General features: G+C 64.9%; 23 protein-coding genes and 1 pseudogene. 15 read left to right on the top strand and 9 right to left on the bottom strand.

What is annotated here, in order from left to right; genetic code table 11:
* Positions 1-80: 80 nt before the first annotated feature.
* The 7 genes and pseudogenes from NX780_RS24015 to NX780_RS24040 form a co-directional block, all read right to left on the bottom strand.
* Positions 81-479, bottom strand: coding sequence for a GFA family protein (locus tag NX780_RS24015; protein ID WP_258830415.1), 399 nt, complete (start codon positions 477-479; stop codon positions 81-83).
* Positions 479-1,033 carry an RBBP9/YdeN family alpha/beta hydrolase gene (locus NX780_RS24020; RefSeq protein WP_258830416.1) on the bottom strand — a complete coding sequence of 185 codons (555 nt, stop codon included), beginning with the start codon at positions 1,031-1,033 and terminating at the stop codon, positions 479-481. The genes NX780_RS24015 and NX780_RS24020 overlap by 1 nt, the downstream gene beginning before the upstream one ends.
* Positions 1,034-1,091: 58 nt before the next feature.
* Positions 1,092-1,706 (bottom strand): hypothetical protein, encoded by a 615-nt coding sequence (locus tag NX780_RS24025; RefSeq protein WP_258830417.1) that lies wholly within the window; start codon positions 1,704-1,706, stop codon positions 1,092-1,094.
* A 113-nt stretch (positions 1,707-1,819) separates the two neighbouring features.
* Positions 1,820-2,266: pseudogene (locus NX780_RS25360) on the bottom strand (acyltransferase family protein); the annotation flags it as partial.
* 32 nt (positions 2,267-2,298) lie between these two features.
* A complete protein-coding gene (gene kynA / locus NX780_RS24030) occupies positions 2,299-3,138 on the bottom strand; it encodes a tryptophan 2,3-dioxygenase (protein ID WP_258830418.1) in 840 nt (279 codons plus the stop codon).
* Between the two features lie 11 nt (positions 3,139-3,149).
* Positions 3,150-4,406, bottom strand: a complete 1,257-nt coding sequence (kynU, locus tag NX780_RS24035) for a kynureninase (protein WP_258830419.1) — start codon at positions 4,404-4,406, stop codon at positions 3,150-3,152.
* Entirely contained in the window at positions 4,403-4,630 is a 228-nt protein-coding gene (locus tag NX780_RS24040) for a hypothetical protein (RefSeq protein WP_258830420.1), read from the bottom strand. The genes kynU and NX780_RS24040 overlap by 4 nt, the downstream gene beginning before the upstream one ends.
* A 354-nt stretch (positions 4,631-4,984) precedes the next feature.
* Here NX780_RS24040 and flhD point away from each other — a divergent pair, with 354 nt between their 5' ends.
* The 15 genes from flhD to NX780_RS24115 all read left to right on the top strand — a co-directional run bounded on the left by flhD (position 4,985) and on the right by NX780_RS24115 (position 17,667).
* Positions 4,985-5,302: a flagellar transcriptional regulator FlhD gene (gene flhD / locus NX780_RS24045; RefSeq protein ID WP_258830421.1), complete on the top strand. Its 318-nt coding sequence runs from the start codon at positions 4,985-4,987 to the stop codon at positions 5,300-5,302.
* Between the two features lie 57 nt (positions 5,303-5,359).
* Complete coding sequence (flhC, locus tag NX780_RS24050; protein ID WP_258830422.1) at positions 5,360-5,908, top strand: flagellar transcriptional regulator FlhC; 549 nt, start codon at positions 5,360-5,362, stop codon at positions 5,906-5,908.
* A 10-nt stretch (positions 5,909-5,918) separates the two neighbouring features.
* Entirely contained in the window at positions 5,919-6,662 is a 744-nt protein-coding gene (locus NX780_RS24055) for a class I SAM-dependent methyltransferase (RefSeq protein WP_258830423.1), read from the top strand.
* Between the two features lie 150 nt (positions 6,663-6,812).
* Complete coding sequence (gene motA, locus NX780_RS24060) at positions 6,813-7,667, top strand: flagellar motor stator protein MotA (RefSeq protein WP_258830424.1); 855 nt, start codon at positions 6,813-6,815, stop codon at positions 7,665-7,667.
* Between the two features lie 49 nt (positions 7,668-7,716).
* Positions 7,717-8,652: a flagellar motor protein MotB gene (motB, locus tag NX780_RS24065; RefSeq protein ID WP_258830425.1), complete on the top strand. Its 936-nt coding sequence runs from the start codon at positions 7,717-7,719 to the stop codon at positions 8,650-8,652.
* A 21-nt stretch (positions 8,653-8,673) separates the two neighbouring features.
* The gene (locus NX780_RS24070) at positions 8,674-9,222 is read left to right on the top strand and encodes a chemotaxis protein (RefSeq protein WP_258830426.1); all 549 of its coding nucleotides are present in this window, start codon (positions 8,674-8,676) and stop codon (positions 9,220-9,222) included.
* 84 nt (positions 9,223-9,306) lie between these two features.
* Complete coding sequence (locus NX780_RS24075; protein WP_258830427.1) at positions 9,307-9,672, top strand: response regulator; 366 nt, start codon at positions 9,307-9,309, stop codon at positions 9,670-9,672.
* Between the two features lie 148 nt (positions 9,673-9,820).
* Positions 9,821-11,983 carry a chemotaxis protein CheA gene (cheA, locus tag NX780_RS24080; RefSeq protein ID WP_258830428.1) on the top strand — a complete coding sequence of 721 codons (2,163 nt, stop codon included), beginning with the start codon at positions 9,821-9,823 and terminating at the stop codon, positions 11,981-11,983.
* A gap of 34 nt (positions 11,984-12,017) precedes the next feature.
* Entirely contained in the window at positions 12,018-12,518 is a 501-nt protein-coding gene (locus tag NX780_RS24085) for a chemotaxis protein CheW (RefSeq protein WP_258830429.1), read from the top strand.
* Positions 12,519-12,671: 153 nt separating this feature from the next.
* Complete coding sequence (locus NX780_RS24090; protein WP_258830430.1) at positions 12,672-13,529, top strand: CheR family methyltransferase; 858 nt, start codon at positions 12,672-12,674, stop codon at positions 13,527-13,529.
* Between the two features lie 11 nt (positions 13,530-13,540).
* Positions 13,541-14,137: a chemoreceptor glutamine deamidase CheD gene (gene cheD / locus NX780_RS24095; protein ID WP_258830431.1), complete on the top strand. Its 597-nt coding sequence runs from the start codon at positions 13,541-13,543 to the stop codon at positions 14,135-14,137.
* Between the two features lie 41 nt (positions 14,138-14,178).
* Complete coding sequence (locus tag NX780_RS24100) at positions 14,179-15,240, top strand: protein-glutamate methylesterase/protein-glutamine glutaminase (protein WP_258830432.1); 1,062 nt, start codon at positions 14,179-14,181, stop codon at positions 15,238-15,240.
* A 121-nt stretch (positions 15,241-15,361) separates the two neighbouring features.
* The gene (gene cheY / locus NX780_RS24105) at positions 15,362-15,760 is read left to right on the top strand and encodes a chemotaxis response regulator CheY (protein ID WP_211525801.1); all 399 of its coding nucleotides are present in this window, start codon (positions 15,362-15,364) and stop codon (positions 15,758-15,760) included.
* A 1-nt stretch (position 15,761) separates the two neighbouring features.
* Complete coding sequence (cheZ, locus tag NX780_RS24110) at positions 15,762-16,400, top strand: protein phosphatase CheZ (RefSeq protein WP_258830433.1); 639 nt, start codon at positions 15,762-15,764, stop codon at positions 16,398-16,400.
* Positions 16,401-16,461: 61 nt separating this feature from the next.
* Complete coding sequence (locus NX780_RS24115; protein WP_258830434.1) at positions 16,462-17,667, top strand: EAL and HDOD domain-containing protein; 1,206 nt, start codon at positions 16,462-16,464, stop codon at positions 17,665-17,667.
* Positions 17,668-17,726: 59 nt separating this feature from the next.
* Here NX780_RS24115 and NX780_RS24120 read toward each other — a convergent pair whose 3' ends face one another.
* Positions 17,727-18,500 carry a flagellar brake protein gene (locus tag NX780_RS24120; protein WP_258830435.1) on the bottom strand — a complete coding sequence of 258 codons (774 nt, stop codon included), beginning with the start codon at positions 18,498-18,500 and terminating at the stop codon, positions 17,727-17,729.
* Between the two features lie 120 nt (positions 18,501-18,620).
* Positions 18,621-19,460 carry a pantoate--beta-alanine ligase gene (gene panC / locus NX780_RS24125; protein ID WP_258830436.1) on the bottom strand — a complete coding sequence of 280 codons (840 nt, stop codon included), beginning with the start codon at positions 19,458-19,460 and terminating at the stop codon, positions 18,621-18,623.
* Positions 19,461-19,484 lie beyond the last annotated feature (24 nt).

Here is a 19,484-nt window from a genome sequence, read left to right on the forward strand (position 1 = left end):
CTTCGCCGACCGCGCGTTCAAACATGTGTCGCGTCGAGGCACACTCGGTTTGAACGCGTGGGCGGGAAGACCCGCCCACCCTACAAATGCCCGGTCTCTGCCGGCGGCGTGACCCAGTTGTCGTTCCGCCCGTCGAGATACCGCACCGGCGCGGCCAGCAGCTCCTCCGGCGGCACATCATCCAGGCACACCACCGCCACCGCGTAAAACGCGCCCAGCGCCGCCGACTCTCCGGTCGAGAACACATTCACCCCGCAGTTTCCGCAAAAGTAATGCGCGTCGCGCCGCGTGTGGTAGCGGTATTCGCGCAGGCTGTCCGCGCCGCCGCGCAGGCGGAAGCGGCTCGATGGCACCTGCGCCGCCCAGAAGCGCATCTTGCTGCAAATCGTGCAATTACACTTGATGGTGCCCGCGGCGAGGTCGATGTCGACCTCGAACTGAACGCTGCCGCAATGGCAGCTGCCGTCGCGGGTTTTCATCAGCGCTGCTCATGACCGATCGCGTCGCAGAATTCCTCCAGCAGCCGCTCGCCCTCGGGCCAGGGGCCGTGCCCGGATTCGCCGTTGATGTGGCCCGCGTCGCCGATCTTCACCAGGCGGCTGCCCCAGCCGGAGGCGAAGGCTTCGGCGCGCTCGTTCGAGACATAGGGGTCGTCCGTGCTGGCGACGACCAGGCTGGGGAAGGGCAGGGGCGCGAGCGGGATCGGGGCGAAGCCGTTCACCGGCACCGGGTAGCTGGGCGCCTCGACGTCGCTGGGCGCCACCAGGAAGGCGCCGGCGACTCTCAAGGGCGAGCCGCTGGCGGCCCAATGCGCCACCAGCATGCAGCCCAGGCTGTGCGCGACCAGGATCGGCGCGCCCTTGCATGCGGCGATGGCGGCATCCAGTTCGGCCACCCATTCGTCGCGCTCGGGGCAGTTCCAGTCGCGGTGCTCGGCCTTGGTCCACTTCGGGTAGCGCCCCTGCCAGTGGCTTTGCCAATGGTCGGGGCCGGAGTTCCACAGGCCTGCCAGGATCAGTACGTCGCACTTCATCACGCCTCCGCCGTTGGAAAAAGATCAACGACGATTGTACGTGAAAGCGCTGTGGCCTTCAGGCGCCCAGGGTTTCGCGGCCTGTCACGGCGGCCTGGCTGCGTGGACGCAGGCCCGGCAGCCGGGCGAACAGGGCGCGCCAGGCCGGCAGGCGGCGCTCGGTCACGCCGCCCAGCAGGATGGTGGCCGCGAGGATGGCAAGCAGCAGGGCGAAGAGGTCGGCGCCGGAGTCGCGCCGGTGCGGTACGAAAGCGAGCCAGCAGCGGATCACCAGCATGTGCGAGAGGTAGAGGGTGAAGGTGTGGGAGGCCAGCAGGCGGATCGGTCTGTCAAGGCGCAGCAGGCTGCCGAAGCGCGCATCGCGGGCGCAGGCGACGTTGGCGAGCACGATGGCGCACACCAGGTAGTCGGCCAGGAAGCGGTCGGCGCTGCCCAGCGGGAGTGCGGCGAAGGGCCAGGCCGCGCTGCCCGCGGCGCGCAGCGGCGCTTCGAGGCCCAGGCCGACGTAGAGGCCGAAGGCCAGCAGGCTGGCGGCCCAGCCGAGGCGGGCCAGGGCAGGCGGAAACGGGGGCCGGCCGCCTGCCTGATACAGCCAGGCGCCGGCCAGCCAGACCGGCAGCAGCAGCCACATCTTGTAGCCCATGAGGGCCAGCGCCGCGGCGATGAGGAGCATGCGGCGCTTGCCGCGCAGGTAGCAGGCCAGTCCGAACAGCAGGTAGTACCAGGCTTCGTAGCACAGCGACCAGTAGGAATCATGAAGGGCGGCGCTTCGGTCAGCGCCCAGCTCTGGCCCAGGAAAAGCAGGTGGAAGGGGATGTAGAGCTGCGGCTTGTCGAGGGTGTAGCCGGCGGTGGGGACGGGGACGTCGAGGAGGCGGAAGACGGCGCCGGCGGCGAAGGCCAGCAGCAGGACCGGCAGCGCCACCGAATACAGGCGCGCGAGCCTGGACAGCGCGTAGGAGCGGCCGTCCGGGCGGCGCTGCGCCGTGCTGGCGGCGATCACGAAGCCGGACAGCACGAAGAACACGATCACGGCCTCGCGCCCCATCTCGCCGGCCACGCCCCAGGCGCCAGGGGCCACCGCGCCGGTATAGGCGAAATGCGCGGCCACCACGGCCGCCGCGCTCAGCACGCGGACGAGGTCGAGGTAGAGCGAAAACGCTGGCGTGAGCGCGGGTGGCGGGGAGGACATGCGGGTCGAGAGCTGGACAATGGCGCGATGATACATGAGCATTGATACAGCGCGCTTGCCCGGAACCGCCCGGCTCAGAGCTCGGTGCGCAGCGCGAACAGCTCCGGGAACAACACCACGTCCAGCATCTTGCGCAGGTAGCTGGCACCCGACGTCCCTCCGGTTCCCTGCTTGAAGCCGATGATGCGCTCCACCGTGCTCACGTGGCGGAAGCGCCAGAAGCGGAAGGCGGTTTCCAGGTCGACCAGCTTCTCGGCCAGTTCGTACAGGGCCCAGTGGTGCTCGGTATCCTTGTAGACGCCCAGCCAGGCCGCCTTCACGCTCTCGTCGCATCTGGTCGGCTGCGTCCAGTCGGCCTGCAGGCGCTCGGGGGCTACGGGGAAGCCGCTGCGCGCCAGCAGCATCACGGCCTCGTCGTAGACGGACGGCGCGTGCAGCTCGCGCTCGAGGATGGCGTGGTGTTCCGGCGACTTCTCGTGCACTTTCAGCAGGTTCGGGTTCTTGTTCCCGAGGATGAACTCGAGCTCGCGGTACTGGAAGCTCTGGAAGCCCGAGGAGGCGCCGAGGTAGGGGCGGATCGCCGTGTATTCGGGCGGCGTCATGGTCGCCAGCACGTCCCACGCATGCACCAGCTGGTCCATGATGCGGGCCACGCGCGCCAGCATCTTGAAGGCCGGCGGCAGGTTGTCTTCGCGGATGTGGCGGCGCACCGCCTGCAGCTCGTGCAGCATCAGCTTGATCCAGAGCTCGCTGGTCTGGTGCTGGATGATGAAGAGCATCTCGTTGTGATTCGGCGAGAGCGGATGCTGGGCCGTGAGAATCTGGTCGAGCCCCAGGTAGTCGCCGTAGCTCATCGACTCCTTGAAATCGAGCTTGGCGCCGTGCCACTCGGCCTTGCCGGCTTTGTCGTTCATCGTCTCTCTCCTCAGGTCACGGCGCTGCGTTCGAGCCGGGTGTCGTAGGACTCGCGGTCGAGGATGTCCTTCAGGATCGCCACCGCGTCCCACACGTCGGCATAGCTCGTATACAGGGGAGTGAAGCCGAAGCGCATGATCTCCGGCTCGCGGTAGTCGCCGATCACGCCGCGGGCGATCAGGGCCGCCATCACGGCGTAGCCATGCGGATGGGTGAAGCTGGCCTGGCTGCCGCGGCGGGCGTGCTCGCGCGGGGTCACGAGGCCGAGCGGGTGCTGCGCGCAGGTCGATTCGACCAGCGCGATGAACAGGTCGGTCAGGGCCAGCGACTTTGCGCGGATCGCGGCCATCGTGGTCGCTTCGAAGACTTCCAGGCCGCACTCGACCAGGGCCAGCGACAGCACCGGCTGGGTGCCGCACAGGGCGCGGCCGATGCCGTCCACGGCCGTGAAGCCGTGAGACATGGCGAAGGGCGCGGCATGGCTCCACCAGCCCGTGAGCGGGTGGGCAAAGGCGGCCTGGTGCCGCTGCGGCACCCAGATGAAGGCCGGGGCGCCGGGTCCGCCGTTCAGGTATTTATAGGTGCAGCCGACCGCGAAGTCGGCATTTGCCCCGTGCAGGTCGACCGGCACCGCGCCGGCCGAGTGGGCCAGGTCCCAGACCGCCAGCGCGCCGTTCGCATGGGCATGGCGGGTCAGCTGCGCCATGTCGTGCTGGTAGCCGGTGCGGTAATTCACGTGGGTGAGCATCAACACCGCGCAGTCGGCATCCACCGCGGCGGGGATCTCGTCCACGGAATCGACCAGGCGCACCGAATAGCCCTGCCGCAGCCACTGGGTCAGGCCTTCCGCCATATAGATATCGGTCGGGAAGTTGCTGCGCTCGGTGACGATGGTGCGGCGGGCGGCGTTCGGCCCCGTGGACTGGATCTGAAGGGCGGCGGCCAGCGCCTTGAACAGGTTGAGCGAGGTGGTGTCGGTGACGACGACTTCGCCGGCCCGGGCGCCGATCAAGGGGGCAAGGCGGTCGCCCAGGCGCTTGGGCAGTTCGAACCAGCCGGCCGTGTTCCAGCTCTTGATCAGATCGGTGCCCCATTCGCGGCTGACCACGTCCTGGGCGCGGGCCAGCGCCGCCTTGGGGCGGGCGCCGAGCGAGTTGCCGTCGAGGTAGATCACGCCCTCGGGCAGGTCGAAACGCTCGCGCAGGGAGCGCAGGGGATCCTGCTGGTCGCGCGCGACGCAGTCGGCGCGGGTGATGCTGGTGCTCATGGACTTCCCTTGATAATTGAGGCTTGAAGCTTTTTTGTCAGCTTCGCAGTGTAGCAAGTTCCGGGACGGGCCGCCTGTTTTGTTGACTTGCCGATAACTTCAGGGATGGTGAAAAATATTTTAAAAATTTTTCTCAAGAACCCTAAAGTTCCCAAAAGTCCTGCCGTTACCCAGTTCAGAAGCGTGGTAAAGGGTCTTGAAAAATATTTTTCGAAAACCCTCAAGTTCTCTCCGAGTGTGCCGTTACAGGAGGAGAGAGGGCAGCAAAAGATTGAAAAATATTTTGCGAAAACCCTAAAGTTCTCCTAAAGCTTGACGTAAACCGTATCAAGCGCACGACAGAAGCAGCGTCGGGCGTCCACAATTTGGCTGGTTTTCCGGCACCTCCCCAAGCCCCTTTTCATAGGGGCGCCAGAGTGATCCAGAAGGGTTTGTCAGACAAACTCCTACGGGTCATGTCCGTCATTCGCGGACGAAAAATACAGACTTCGTCCAATTCCGCAAAAGTTGCCCCACGGCGAGAATCTATCTCAACGGCAACACACATTCCCTGCTTCAACACGGATACGGAGAGAAAAATGACGATGAACGACATGATGGCTGAAATCCGCGACGCGAACCTGAGCTACCTGATGCTGGCCCAGCAGATGATCCGCGCCGATAAAGTCACCGCGATCTTCCGTCTCGGTATCTCGGCCGACATCGCCGACCTGATCGAAGGCATGAGCAATGCCCAGATCCTGAAGCTGGCAGGCGGCAACATGATGCTGGCCCGTTTCCGCTTCGACGACACCGCCATCCTGTCGATGCTGACCAGCCACACCAAGGAGCGCAGCCTGGCCCAGTCGCACGCCGCCATCCTGATGGCCGGCCAGCCTGTTGAAGAGATCGTATAAAATCCGCTTCAGCGGTCCCGCCGGGGCTGCATCAGTAATACCTAGCGGGAGCAGCACATGAGCAAGAAAAGCGTCGTTTCGGAAGCCCAGGAAATCCAGCTTGCGATCGAACTGATCAACCTGGGGGCGCGCCTCCAGCTGCTCGAGACCGAAGTGTCGCTGTCCCGCGAGCGCCTGCTCAAGCTGTACAAGGAGCTCAAGGGCGTCTCTCCGCCCAAGGGCATGCTGCCGTTCTCGACCGACTGGTTCCTGACCTGGCAGCCGAACATCCACTCCTCGCTCTTCATCAACATCCACAACTTCCTGGTCGAACACGCCGGCGCCACCGGCATCCAGGCGGTGATGAAGGCCTACAAGCTCTACCTCGAACAGATGCCGCCCGAGCCGGGCGAAGAGCCGCTGCTGTCCCTGACGCGCGCCTGGACCCTGGTGCGCTTCTTCCAGAGCGGCATGCTGGTGCTGGCGCCCTGTCAGAAATGCCAGGGCAAGTTCATCGTGAATTCCCTGGACCTGAACGCCGACTACCTGTGCGGCCTGTGCCACATGCCTTCGCGCGCGGGCAAGACCCGCAAGGCCAAGGAGGCGGCGGCCAACCAGGGTGAGTGAGCGGGCCGGTTTGAAACCCGCCGTCGCGGCGCTGCTGCTGCAGGCCGCCGCCATCCCCCTGACCCTTGCCGCGACCTGGCTGCTGGCCCGCGCCGGCGTGCCCATGTCCTATTCAGGCGTCGCCCTGATCCAGGGCGTGATTGCCGCCGGCCTCACCTGGTGGCGCGGCCTGGCCAGCTGGTGGCGCCTCATCCAGCTGCTGTTTCCACTTGCCCTGTACGCCTCCGCCCAGCTGGACGTCCCGCCGGGCGCCTACCTGGCCCTGTTCCTCTTCCTGCTGCTCCTCTACTGGTCGACCTACCGCACCCAGGTGCCGTACTACCCCTCGAACCGCCGGGTCTGGGATGCGGTAGCCAGCCTCCTGCCGCCGGAGGGGCGGGCGAGGGTGATCGACATCGGCAGCGGCCTGGGCGGCTTCACGCTCGACATGGCGCGCCGCCGGCCCGGCATCGAGGCCAGCGGCATTGAGCTGGCGCCGCTGCCCTGGTTCATCAGCAGCCTGCGCGCGCGCATCGCAGGGAGCACGGCGCGCTTCATCCGCGGCGACTACGACAGGCTGAACTTTGCCGACTACGAGCTGGTCTTCGCCTACCTGTCCCCGGCCGCGATGGGCGCGCTGTGGCGCAAGGCCTCGCGCGAGATGCGGCCCGGGACACTGCTAGTCAGTTACGAATTCGTCATTGACGATCGTTTACCGAACCGTACCGTGTACCCCACAAAGGGCGGTCCAGCCCTCCATATCTGGCACTTTTAGGCGACAAACCGGGGCTTTTTACTTGCCCGTTAACGGTTCTCCCGCTAGAGTGGTTCCCTGCGTCAACTTTGCCCGAAATCACTTTTTTCGAATCGTTTTGTTTGAGCCAGCCGGACGAACCATTCCCGGCCTTTCTGGAGCGGTATTCCCTTGTTAGTCATTATTGGTTACATCGTCGTCTGCGCCTGCGTGTTCGGCGGCTTCGCCCTGGCCGGCGGCCACATGGCATCCCTGTGGCAGCCGATCGAACTCCTGATGATCGGCGGCGCGGCCGTCGGCGCTTTCTTCGTCGGTAACACCATGAAGTCGGTCAAGGCGACCATGAAGGCGCTGCCGACCGTGTTCAAGGGTTCGCACTACACGCGCGACATGTACATGGAGCTGATGGCCCTGCAGTTCGACGTGCTCTCCAAGGTCCGCAAGGAGGGCCTGATGTCGATCGAGGGCGACATCGAGAATCCGGAAGCCTCGCCGCTGTTCTCGAAATACCCGGCCGTGCTGGCCGACCACCACATCATCGAATTCATGACCGACTACCTGCGCCTGATGGTCTCGGGGAATATGGACGCGATGCAGATCGAGAACCTGATGGACAACGAGATCGAGACCCACCATCACGAGGGGGCGATCCCTGCGCACTGCATCTCCAAGCTGGGCGACGGCCTGCCGGCCTTCGGTATCGTGGCGGCGGTGATGGGCGTGGTCCACACCATGGAATCGGTGGGCCTGCCGCCGGCGGAACTCGGCATCCTGATCGCGAAGGCGCTGGTCGGCACCTTCCTGGGTATTCTCCTGGCCTACGCATTCGTCACTCCGCTGGCGAGCGTGCTCGAACAGAAGCTGGAAGAATCGACCAAGATGTTCCAGTGCGTGAAGGTCACCCTGCTGGCGAGCCTGAACGGCTACGCGCCGGCGCTGGCAGTCGAATTCGGCCGCAAGGTGCTGTACTCGACCGAGCGCCCCACCTTCGCCGAACTCGAAGAGCACATCAAGAAGAAGAAGTAAGCCGTGATGCTTTCCATTCAACCGCAGGGCCTGACACGAGGAGGGGACCATGGCTGACGACAATATGCGTCCCATCGTCGTCAAGCGCATCAAGAAGGTCGCCGGCGGCCACCACGGCGGCGCCTGGAAGATCGCGTACGCCGACTTCGTGACCGCGATGATGGCCTTCTTCCTGCTCATGTGGCTGCTCGGTTCGACCGCCAAGGGCGACCTCGAAGGCATCTCCGAATACTTCAAGACCCCGCTGAAGGTCGCGATGTCGGGCGGCTCCGGCGCCGGCGACGCCTCGTCCGTGATCAAGGGCGGCGGCACCGACCTCACGCGCCGCAACGGCCAGGTCAAGAAGGGCGACATCGACCCGACCTCGAAGACCTACAACCTGGAAGCGGCCAAGGCCCAGGTGGCGCGCGCGGAAGCCGAGCGCCTGCAGTCCCTGAAAGCGAAGATCGAATCGATCATCGAGGTCAACCCGCTGCTCAAGAAGTACAAGAACCAGCTGCTGCTCGACATCACCAGCGAAGGCTTGCGCATCCAGATCGTGGACGAGCAGAACCGCCCGATGTTCGCGCTGGCCAAGGCCGAGCTGCAGCCCTATACGAAAGAAATCCTGAACGTGATCGGCATGGTGCTGGGCGAAGTGCCGAACAAGATCGGCCTGTCGGGCCACACCGACGCCACCCCGTATTTCAGCGAAGCCGGCTACAGCAACTGGGAGCTCTCGGCGGACCGCGCCAACGCCTCGCGCCGCGAGCTGGTGAAGGGCGGCCTCCCCGACGACAAGGTGCTGCGCGTCGTGGGCCTGGCCTCGGCGGTCAACCTGGACCGCACGGACCCGTTCAACCCGATCAACCGGCGCATCAGCATCATCGTGATGAACAAGCGCACCGAGGAAGCGGTCCAGCGCGACGCCGCCGCCCTCGACGTGCCGGCACAGCAACCGCAAGCCGCGGCGGAGGCGACAGTCGCCGCCGCCGGCGGTCGCTGACGTCTGGTCCTGGAGACTCGAATGAAAAGAAAAAAGATACTTGGATCGCACGTGAAGCGCCTGCTGTCGGGCGTCGCCATCCACGGCCGCCGCCACCTGACCGAGGTCGAGACCGACCTGCTGCAGACCGAGCTGCTGCTGGAGGAGGCGATCGACAAGCTGACCAGCAGCTTCATGGCGATCCACAGCGCGGTGGGCGCGCGCCAGGAAGCGATCGACCGCCTGCTGGCCGGCGAGAAGCCGAGCGCCGAGGACAGCGCGCGCCTGTCGGACATGTCGGGCGAGATCGGCCAGCACGTGAACACGGCCATCACCAGCATGCAGTTCCAGGACATGACCAGCCAGCTGATCGACCGCACGCTCAGGCGCGTGGCCGGCCTGCGCGAATTCCTGGGGACGCTTTCCGAACATGGCGCGGAAATCGCGCCCGAAACCGACAGCGAGGAAATCGTGGAACGCCTGGGCAAGGTCAGCATGGCCCTGGCGATCCAGTCGCTGGAGCTGCGCAGCATGCTGCGCAAATCGGTCGACCAGCATCATCTGGAAAGCGGGGACATCGAGCTTTTCTGAGCTTGCCCCCCGCATCATGACGCACTATTTAGCCACTTAACATTCAACCGGCACAGTCCGGACTTAAAACAGCAGGAGCAAAACATGGCAAAAACGATTCTCGCGGTCGACGATTCCAGTTCGCTGCGCCAGATGGTCGCCTTCAGCCTGAAGGCGGCTGGCTACAACGTGGTGGAGGCGGTCGACGGCCAGGATGGCCTGGACAAGGCGAAGCAGCAGAGCGTGGACCTGGTTCTCACCGACCAGAACATGCCGCGCATGGACGGCCTGGCCCTGATCAAGACCCTGCGCACGCTGCCGAACTACGCCAAGACCCCGATCCTGATGCTGACCACCGAATCGTCCGACGAGATGAAGTCCAAGGGCCGCGCCGCCGGCGCCAACGGCTGGCTGGTCAAGCCTTTCGATCCGCAGCGCCTCATCGAGGTCGTGAAAAAAGTCATCGGCTGATGGACGCACCGAAAAACCTACTGCGCGTCGCATTCGCGGCCTGCGATGCTCACCGTACTTCCGTACGGCTGCGCTTCTCGACCGCGACTGCTTCCGCTCGCGACGGTTTTTCGGCGCGTCCGGGACAAGCTAATTACCGGTACACATCATGACGATCGACATCAGCCAGTTTTACCAGGTCTTTTTCGACGAAGCAGAGGAACTGCTCGCCGAAATGGAGCGGCTGCTGCTGGGCGTCGACGTGGCAATGCCCGATCCGGAAGACCTGAACGCGATCTTCCGCACCGCCCACTCCGTCAAGGGTGGGGCATCGACCTTCGGCCTGACCGACATGAGCGAAGTCACGCACGTGCTCGAGTCGCTGCTGGACCGCATCCGCAAGGGCGAGATGGCGCTGACCTCGAACCACGTGGACGCCTTCCTCGCGGCCAAGGACAGCCTCAAGATGCAGCTCGACGGCCACCGCCACGGCGCCTCCGTCGACCAGGAAGCGGTCGCCAACGTGCGCATGGTGCTGCACGACCTGGCCGAAGGCCTGGTGCCGCAGGCGCCGGTGGTGGCGCCGTCCTACCTGACGGCGGAGGCCAAGAGCCAACACCCCACCGAGGGAGCGCACCGCTACAAGATCGAGCTGCCGCACGTCGAGCAGCGCGACATCAGCGCCCTGGTCGATGAACTCGGCCTGATGGGCCGCGTGAAGGTGACGCCGCTCGACGGCGGGCGCAGCGCAATCATCATCACCACGCACGAGAGCCTGGAAGACATCATCGCGATCTGCTCCTTCGTGCTCAACCCCGAAGACCTGAAGATCTTCGAGGCCCCGGCGCTCACGCCCGAGCAGCGCGCCATCGAGGCCGCCGAGCGCAAGCGCATCGAGGACGAGCAGGGCTGGGGTTTCTTCGACATGGACGAGGAAGCCGGCGCCGCCGCCAGCGAGGACGTCTCGGACGACGAGCGCGGCTACGGCTTCTTCCAGCCGATCGAGCAGATCCGCGCCCTCGCGGGCATTACCAATGAGGCCCCGCAGCCGGCAGCCCAGCAGCGCCCGGACCCGATCGAGGCGAGCGAGGTCGCGGCCGAACAGGCTGCCGAGAAAAAGGCGGCGAAGAAGGACCCGCACGCCGAATCCTCCTCGATCCGCGTCTCGGTCGAGAAGGTCGACCAGCTGATCAACCTGATCGGCGAGCTGGTGATCACCAATGCGATGCTCGAGCAGCGCTCCAGCACCCTCGACCCGATGGGGCACGAGCGCCTGCTGAACTCCATCAGCCAGCTGGGCCGCAACACCCGCGAGCTGCAGGAAGCGGTCATGTCGATCCGCATGATGCCGATGGACTTCGTGTTCTCGCGCTTCCCGCGCATGGTGCGCGACCTGGCCGGCAAGCTGGGCAAGAAGGTCGACTTCATCACCAACGGCGCCGCCACGGAACTGGACAAGGGCCTGATCGAACGCATCGTCGACCCGCTGACCCACCTGGTGCGCAACTCGATCGACCACGGCATCGAGATGCCGGCCGCGCGCGTCGCCGCCGGCAAGTCGGAAGCGGGGCGCCTGTTCCTGTCGGCCGGCCACCAGGGCGGCAACATCGTCATCGAAGTGTCGGACGACGGCGGCGGCCTGAACCGCGAGCGCATCCTGGCCAAGGCATCGGAAAATGGCCTGGCGGTCAGCGAGAACATGACGGACGAGGAAGTCTGGCAGCTGATCTTCGCGCCGGGCTTTTCCACCGCCGAGCAGGTGACCGACGTGTCGGGCCGCGGCGTCGGCATGGACGTCGTGAAGCGCAATATCGCCTCGATGGGCGGCACGGTCGACATCCGTTCGGCGCGCGGCTTCGGCACCACGATCTCGATCTCGCTGCCGCTCACGCTCGCCATCCTGGACGGCATGTCGATCAGGAGTGGCGAAGAGATCTACATCCTGCCGCTGTCGTTTGTCGTCGAGTCGCTGCAGCCGGCACGCGAGGACATCCGCGACATCGCCGGCCGCGGACGCGTGCTGAAGGTGCGCGGCGAATACCTGCCCCTGATTCCGCTCTACCAGATGTTCGACATCGAGCCGCGCATCACCGAGCCGAGCGAAGGCATCGTGGTGATCCTCGAGACCGAGGGCAGGAAGGCCGCGCTCTTCGTCGACGAGCTGGTGGGCCAGCAGCAGGTGGTGGTGAAGAACCTCGAAGCCAATTACCGCAAGGTGGCCGGCATCTCGGGCGCCACCATCCTGGGCGACGGCGGCGTCGCCCTGATCCTGGACGTGGCCGCGCTGGTGCGCTCCTCGCGCCAGCTGCTCGACGACGCCATCGTTTCATAAAGACTTAGCAACCCCAAAACCAAGAGGACTCACCATGTCTACTGTACAGAACAACAAGCCGGTCGAGAGCACCGTCGAAGGCGCCGGCAGCGAATTCCTGGCCTTCACCCTGGGCTCCGAGGAATACGGCATCGACATCCTCAAGGTGCAGGAAATCCGCGGCTACGAAGCCGTGACCCGCATCGCCAACGCGCCCGAATTCATCAAGGGCGTGATCAACCTGCGTGGCATCATCATCCCGGTGGTGGACATGCGCATCAAGTTCAAGCTCGGCACCCCGGTGTACGATCAGTTCACCGTCGTGATCATCCTGAACATCGGCGGCCGCATCATGGGCATGGTGGTGGACAGCGTGTCGGACGTGACCACGCTCACCCCGGACCAGATCAAGCCGGCCCCGGAAATGGGCACCGCCTTCGACTCGAACTACATGATCGGCCTGGGCACGGTGGACGAGCGCATGCTGATCCTGGTCGACATCGACAAGCTGATGTCGTCGAGCGAGATGGGCCTGATGGACAAGCTGGCAGCATAAGGTACGTAGGGTGGTCGGCTTCGCCGGCCGCGCGTCCAACTTCCGGATGCGCCGTGACACGGCATGATGTAGCTGAACGCGCGGTCGGCAGAGCCGACCACCCTACAACGGCACAAGCAGAACAGAATCAGATAGCAACGAAGAGGCAAGCAAGTGCCGCAGCAGAAAACCGATACGGTCAAGGAATTCGACTTCACGCGCAGTGATTTCGAACGGGTCCGCGCGCTGATCTACCAGCGCGCCGGCATCTCGCTGGCCGAGAGCAAGCAGGAGATGGTCTACAGCCGCCTCGCGCGCCGCCTGCGCGCGACCGGCATCCAGTCCTTCGCGCGCTACCTCGACGACCTGGAAGCGGGCCGCATGGGCGCGGAGTGGGAAGCCTTCACCAATGCGCTGACCACCAACCTGACCTCCTTCTTCCGCGAAGCCCACCACTTCCCGCTGCTGGCCGACCACCTGGGGGCCTTGCGCCGCCGCGAGGGCGGCCCGATCACGATCTGGTGCTCGGCCGCCTCCACCGGTGAGGAACCCTACTCGATCGCGATGACCGCCTGCGAGGCCTTCAACACGCTCACCCCGCCGGTGCAGGTGATCGCGACCGACATCGACACCAATGTCCTGGCCACCGCTTCCAACGGCGTGTATCCGATGGAGCGGGTCGACAAGGTGGGGGCCGAGCGCCTCAAGCGCTTCTTCCTGAAGGGAAAGGGCGCCAACGAGGGCATGGCGCGCGTGCGTCCGGAGCTGCGCAAGCTCGTGGAATTCCGCCAGCTCAACCTGCTGGCCGATGACTGGCCGGTGTCCGGGGCTTTCGATGCGATCTTCTGCCGCAACGTGATGATCTACTTCGACAAGAACACGCAGCGCAAGATCCTGTCGCGCTTCGTGCCCCTGATGAAGCCGCACGCCCTGCTGTTCGCCGGGCACTCCGAAAACTTCCTCTACGTGTCCGACTCGTTGCGCCTGCGCGGCAAGACCGTCTACGAGCTCGACAAGGTGGGCCGCGGATAGCGGCGAGAACCATGAACAACCAGTTTGCCACCAACGTCTATTACGACCGCACCTTCGACTGCGACGCGGCGAAGATCCTGCCTGGCGAGTACTACTACACCGGCAAGAACATGCTGATCGTGACCGTGCTCGGCTCCTGCGTCTCGGCCTGCATCCGCGACCGCATCACGGGCATGGGCGGCATGAACCACTTCATGCTGCCCGACGGCGGCGGCGACGGCGGCAGCCCGGTGTCGGCCTCGATGCGCTACGGGAGCTTCGCGATGGAGATCCTGATCAACGACCTGCTCAAGGCGGGCGCGCGGCGCGAGAACCTGGAAGCCAAGGTGTTCGGCGGCGGCGCGGTGCTGCGCGGTTTCACGGCCATGAACGTGGGCGAGCGCAATGCGGCTTTCGTCACCAGTTTTCTCAAGACCGAGCGCATCCCGGTGCTGGCCTCGGACCTGAACGACATCTACCCGCGCAAGGTGTACTTCTTCCCGAAGACCGGCAAGGTGCTGGTGAAGAAGCTGATGCAAACCCAAAACGATACGCTGGCAAAGCGCGAACTCGATTACGCCAAACGACTCAAGGTCGAACCGGTCGGCGGCGACATCGATCTGTTCTAAGGCTTGCCTGCCCAATAAAAAAGACCTGAAAGGGGCGACTCATGACAATCAAGGTACTGATCGTCGACGACTCTGCGCTGATCCGCAGCGTGATGAGCGAAATCGTCAACTCCCAGCCCGACATGGAAGTGGTGGCCACCGCCCCCGACCCCCTCGTCGCGCGCGAACTGATCAAGAAGCACAATCCCGACGTGCTGACCCTGGACGTCGAGATGCCGAAGATGGACGGCCTCGACTTCCTGGAGAAGCTGATGCGCCTGCGCCCGATGCCGGTGCTGATGGTGTCTTCGTTGACCGAGCGCGGCTCCGAAATCACCATGCGCGCGCTGGAACTGGGCGCGGTGGACTTCGTCACCAAGCCGAAGATCTCGATCCAGACCGGCATGCGCGAATACACGGAACTCATCGCAGACAAGATCCGCGCCGCCTCGCGCGCCCGCATCAAGCGCGCGGTGCCGGGCAGCGTGCCCGCGCCGCAACTGTCGGCACTGCGCAGCCCATTGATCTCCTCGGAAAAGCTGATCATCATCGGGGCGTCGACGGGCGGCACCGAGGCGATCCGCGAATTCCTGATGCAGATGCCCTCGGATTGCCCGGGCATCCTGATCGCCCAGCACATGCCGGAGGGCTTCACCAGCTCTTTCGCCAAGCGCCTCGATTCCCTGTGCAAGATCAGCGTGGTCGAGTCGCAGGGCAATGAGCGGGTGCTGCCGGGCCATGCGTATATTGCTCCGGGGCATTCGCACCTGCTCCTGACGCGTTCCGGCGCCAACTACATGACCAGGATCGAGCAGAGCCCGCCGGTCAACCGCCACCGTCCTTCGGTGGACGTGCTGTTCCGCAGCGCGGCCGAAGCGGCGGGCAAGAACGCGGTTGGTGTTATCCTGACCGGCATGGGCAAGGACGGCGCGGTGGGCATGCTGGACATGCGTAACGCGGGCGCGCACAATTTCGCCCAGGACGAGGCGAGCTGCGTCGTATTCGGCATGCCGCGCGAGGCGATCGCCCTCGGCGCGGCCCACGATGTAGGGCCTTTGCAGGCGCTTCCGCGCATGGTGCTCGAGCATCTGGCTGCCCAAGGCAGCCGAGCGTTGCGCGTTTGATCCGAATACCGTCGTATTGATGCTGTTTTATCGCCGTACGGCAACAAAAATGCTATTCTGGAGGCTGTTATGCAGTCTTCATCCAATAACCCAAAGTACAAGATTCAAAACGGAGTAATTCATGGCTGATCCAAAGATGCGTTTTCTGGTTGTTGACGATTTCTCGACGATGCGACGCATCGTCCGGAATCTGTTGAAAGAACTGGGTTATGCCAATGTCGACGAAGCCGAAGACGGCGTGATGGCGCTTGCCAAGCTGCGCAGCGAGCAATTCGATTTCGTGGTGTCCGACTGGAACATGCCGAATATGGACGGCCTGACCATGCTGCAGAACATCCGTGCCGATCCCGCACTGGCCAAGCTGCCGGTGCTGATGGTGACCGCCGAAGCGAAGAAGGAAAACATCATCGCCGCCGCACAGGCCGGCGCCAGCGGCTACGTGGTGAAGCCTTTCACGGCCGCCACGCTGGACGAGAAGCTGAACAAGATCTTCGAAAAACTCGACAAAGCCGGAGCCTGAGATGCTGGAGCAGACCGCCGAGCAGGCGCAGGGCTCCCATGAGGAGGTCCTGAGCCGGATCGGGCACATGACCCGCGCGCTGCACGAAAGCCTGCGCGGACTCGGCCTCGACAAGCTGATCGAGAAGGCAGCCAGCGACATCCCGGATGCGCGCGACCGCCTCGACTACGTCGCGCGCCTGTCGGAACAGGCGGCCAAGAAGGTGCTGGACGCTACCGACGCCGCCGGTCCCGTGCAGGACGCGATCGAGACCCGCTCGGCGGAGCTGGCCGGCTCCTGGCAGGCGCTGCTGGATAATGGCGCCTCGGACGCGGACTGGCGTGCGCTGGCGCAGCGCACCATCGCCGGCCTGAATGAATCGCGCGCCGGCGCGGCCGCCACCCGCGGCCAGCTGATGGACATCATGATGGCCCAGGACTTCCAGGACCTGACCGGCCAGGTGATCGGCCGCATCACGGGCATTGCCCAGAACCTCGAGAAGCAGCTGGTGCAGGTGCTGATCGACTTCGCGCCGAGCGAGATCAAGCGCGAGATCGACAACGGCCTGCTCAACGGTCCGCAGATCAACCCGGAAGGCAAGAGCGAAGTCGTGGCCGACCAGGGACAGGTCGACGACCTGCTGGACAGCCTCGGCTTCTGATCCGCGCCGGGCCGCGCCGCAGTGCCGCTTTCTCTGCATCAGGTTTCACACACGCGCCCACATGCACCAAACCAACTTTATCGTTCGTGAACCGCTGCTCGATCCGAAGCAGCGGGTCATCGGCTACGAGCTGTCGTGGCAGCACCACGACGGCAAGACCCCCAGCGACCAGGAGCTGGAAGACCTGGTGGCTTTTGTTGCCGAGCACGTCTGCCATGAAGAGCATGGCTGGCTGCTGCGCGACAAGCTCCTGTTCCTCGACGCGGTGCCGGAAATGCTGTCCACCGACGCATTGCACTGCCTGCCGCCGGAACGCACCGTCCTCACCCTGAATATCCGCAAGCTGACCGATCCGGACGTGCGCGCCGCCGTCCAGGCCGTGCGCGTGGGCGGGGTGGGGGTATCGATCCGCGGCGCCGACATCAACCTGCTGGGCCGCAACCTGTCGCCCTATGCCTCCTATGTCGAGGTGCAGTTCGCCGGCGTCGACGTGGCTGCCCAGGCGCGCACCTATGCGGCCGCCAAGCACGCGGCGGTGCGCATGGTGGGCCGCCCGGTGGCGACCTGGGCCGATTTCGACGCCTGCGCCGCCCTCGGCCTGGATGCCTTCGTCGGCAAGCTGCACCTGACCCCGCGTCCGGGCAACCCGGTCAAGGGCATGAACCCGACCCAGAGCACCATCCTGCAGCTGATGCAGATGGTGCAGAACAACGACGACGTGCCGAAGCTCGAGAACGTCCTGAAACGCGATCCGGCGCTGACCTACAAGCTGCTGAGCTATATCAACTCGGCAGGATTCGGGGCCGCGCGCCGGGTGGAGTCGCTGCGCCAGGCGATCGCCCTGATGGGCTATGCGCCCCTGTACCGCTGGCTGGTGCTGCTGCTGGCCACCGCCAGCACCAGCGGCTATTCGCCGGTGCTGATGGAAACCGCCGTCGTGCGCGGCCGCCTGGCCGAGCTGCTGGGCTTGACGTCGCTGCGCGGCGAGGCGGAAAACCTGTTCGTGGCCGGCATGTTCTCGCTGCTGGACCGCCTGCTGGGCCTGCCGATGAAGGAGGTGCTGGAGACGGTGCCGCTGCCGGAAGAGGTGGTCAAGGCGCTGCTGGGACGCGAAGGGATCTACGGGCCTTATCTTGCGTTGGCCGAAGCCTGCGAGCTGAACTCCAACCTGGTGGCTTCGCTGGCGGCCTCGCTCGACATCAGTCCGCACGATGTGAACAAGGCGCACCTGTCGGCGCTGGCCTGGGCGCAGAGCGTCGCGGCCTGAACCGCTCCTCCAAAAAACAATCGGCCCCATTGGGGCCGATTTGCATTGGAGCCTGTCCTTCAGCGCGCCTGCGCGCGCCGCTCCACCGCCCCGCTGGTGACGAAGCGCTCCAGCGTCTGCTGCATCTGCATCGAAATCGCCGCGAAGCTGCAACCGATCTGCACCTGCTCGCCCAGCAGGAAGGTGCGGAAGGGGCGCATCAGGCGCACCTCGAGGTCGGCGGTGAGGATCAGGTTGGGGCCCAGCTCCAGCCGCACGCCTTCGAGCTTCTTGCCCACGTGCAGGCCGAAACACTCGTCGGGCGTGGCGCGCAGGCCGACGCCACCCTGGGAGAAGTCGTACAGGGGCAGGTTGTACTGCCGGCCCTGCACCCGGAAGCTGGCGGTGTAGTTCACGCCGACCGGCGTTTCCACGCGGCGCGCGGCGCGACGGTTCAGCACCAGGCAGGCTTCGGGAAACTCCGCCGCCACGTGCATGGGATTGGCCGGCAGCGGCGTCCAGGACTGATCGAGCTCGAATTGCAGCTTGGCGTTGCCGCCCAACGAGGCAACCAGGATCGCCTTGCCGCCGGGCGGACGTTCGCTGCCGGTGAAATCGATGACGAAATGCGGCAGTTCCGGGTCGACCGATTCGATGCGCGCCAGCAGCGGCTCGATCCAGCCGGCGGGGAAGACCGTGACCGGCTCCCCCGACTCCGCGAGGGCCGTCAGGGCCTCGCCGATGTCGAAGGGGTCGCGCATCTCGTGGGGCTGGGCATTGCCACCGATGCGGCTGAGGGCATCGGACGGCTTGGGCGGACCTTTGCGGATGGAGGGAGCGGCAGTTGCGTTCACGGCAAGGGTTCCTCAGGGTTTGTGCGCTTGTCTGGATGAAGGCATGAAAGCGCGACAAGTATAAGCCCAGACACTCTAAAGTTGCAATTTCGCAAGCATAAATATTGTTTTGTTATCGCCTCAGATTTCCAGATTGTCGATCAGGCGGGTGTTGCCGAGCTTGGCGGCAGCCAGCACGACGAGGGGTGCGCCGGCCTCGAGGTCGGCAGCGCCCGGCGCCTGCAGATCGATGCGCTTGCGTACCGAGACATAGTCCGGCTTCCAGCCGCGGCCGGCCAGGTGGGCCATGGCCTGGGCTTCGACCGCCGCCACATTGCGCTCGCCGCCGCGCAGCGTGTCGGCCACGGCATTGAGTTGCTGGAACAGCACCGGGGCTTCAAGCCGCTCTTCGCTCGACAGGTAGCCGTTGCGCGAGGACAGGGCCAGGCCGTCTTCCGCGCGGAAGGTTTCGGCGCCGATGATCTCGGTCGGCAGGGCGAACTGGCGCGCCATGTTACGGACGATCATGAGCTGCTGGTAGTCCTTCTTGCCGAACACGGCCACGCGCGGCTGCACGCAGGAGAACAGCTTGGTCACGACCGTGCACACGCCATCGAAGAAGCCGGGGCGGAATTCGCCTTCCAGCGTATTGCCGAGGCCGTCCGGCGGGCGCACGCGGTATTCCTGCGGCTCCGGGTACATGTCCTTCTCGGTCGGGGCGAACAGTACGTAGACGCCTTCCTTTTCCAGTTTCTCGACGTCGGCCTGGAAAGTGCGCGGGTATTTGTCGAAATCCTCGTTCGGGCCGAACTGCAGGCGGTTCACGAAAATGGAGGCGACCACCGGGTCGCCGTGCCTGCGCGCCAGGCGCATCAGGGAGAGATGGCCTTCGTGCAGATTGCCCATCGTCGGCACGAAGGCGGTGCGCAGTTGCCCGCGCAGCTGGTCGCGCAGTTCGTCGATGGAGGAAATAATTTTCATGGGTAATCGAAAGGGTTAAAGTAA

The sequence above is a fragment of the Massilia agri genome, assembly GCF_024753255.1.
GTDB classification, from domain to species: Bacteria; Pseudomonadota; Gammaproteobacteria; order Burkholderiales; family Burkholderiaceae_D; genus Telluria; species Telluria agri.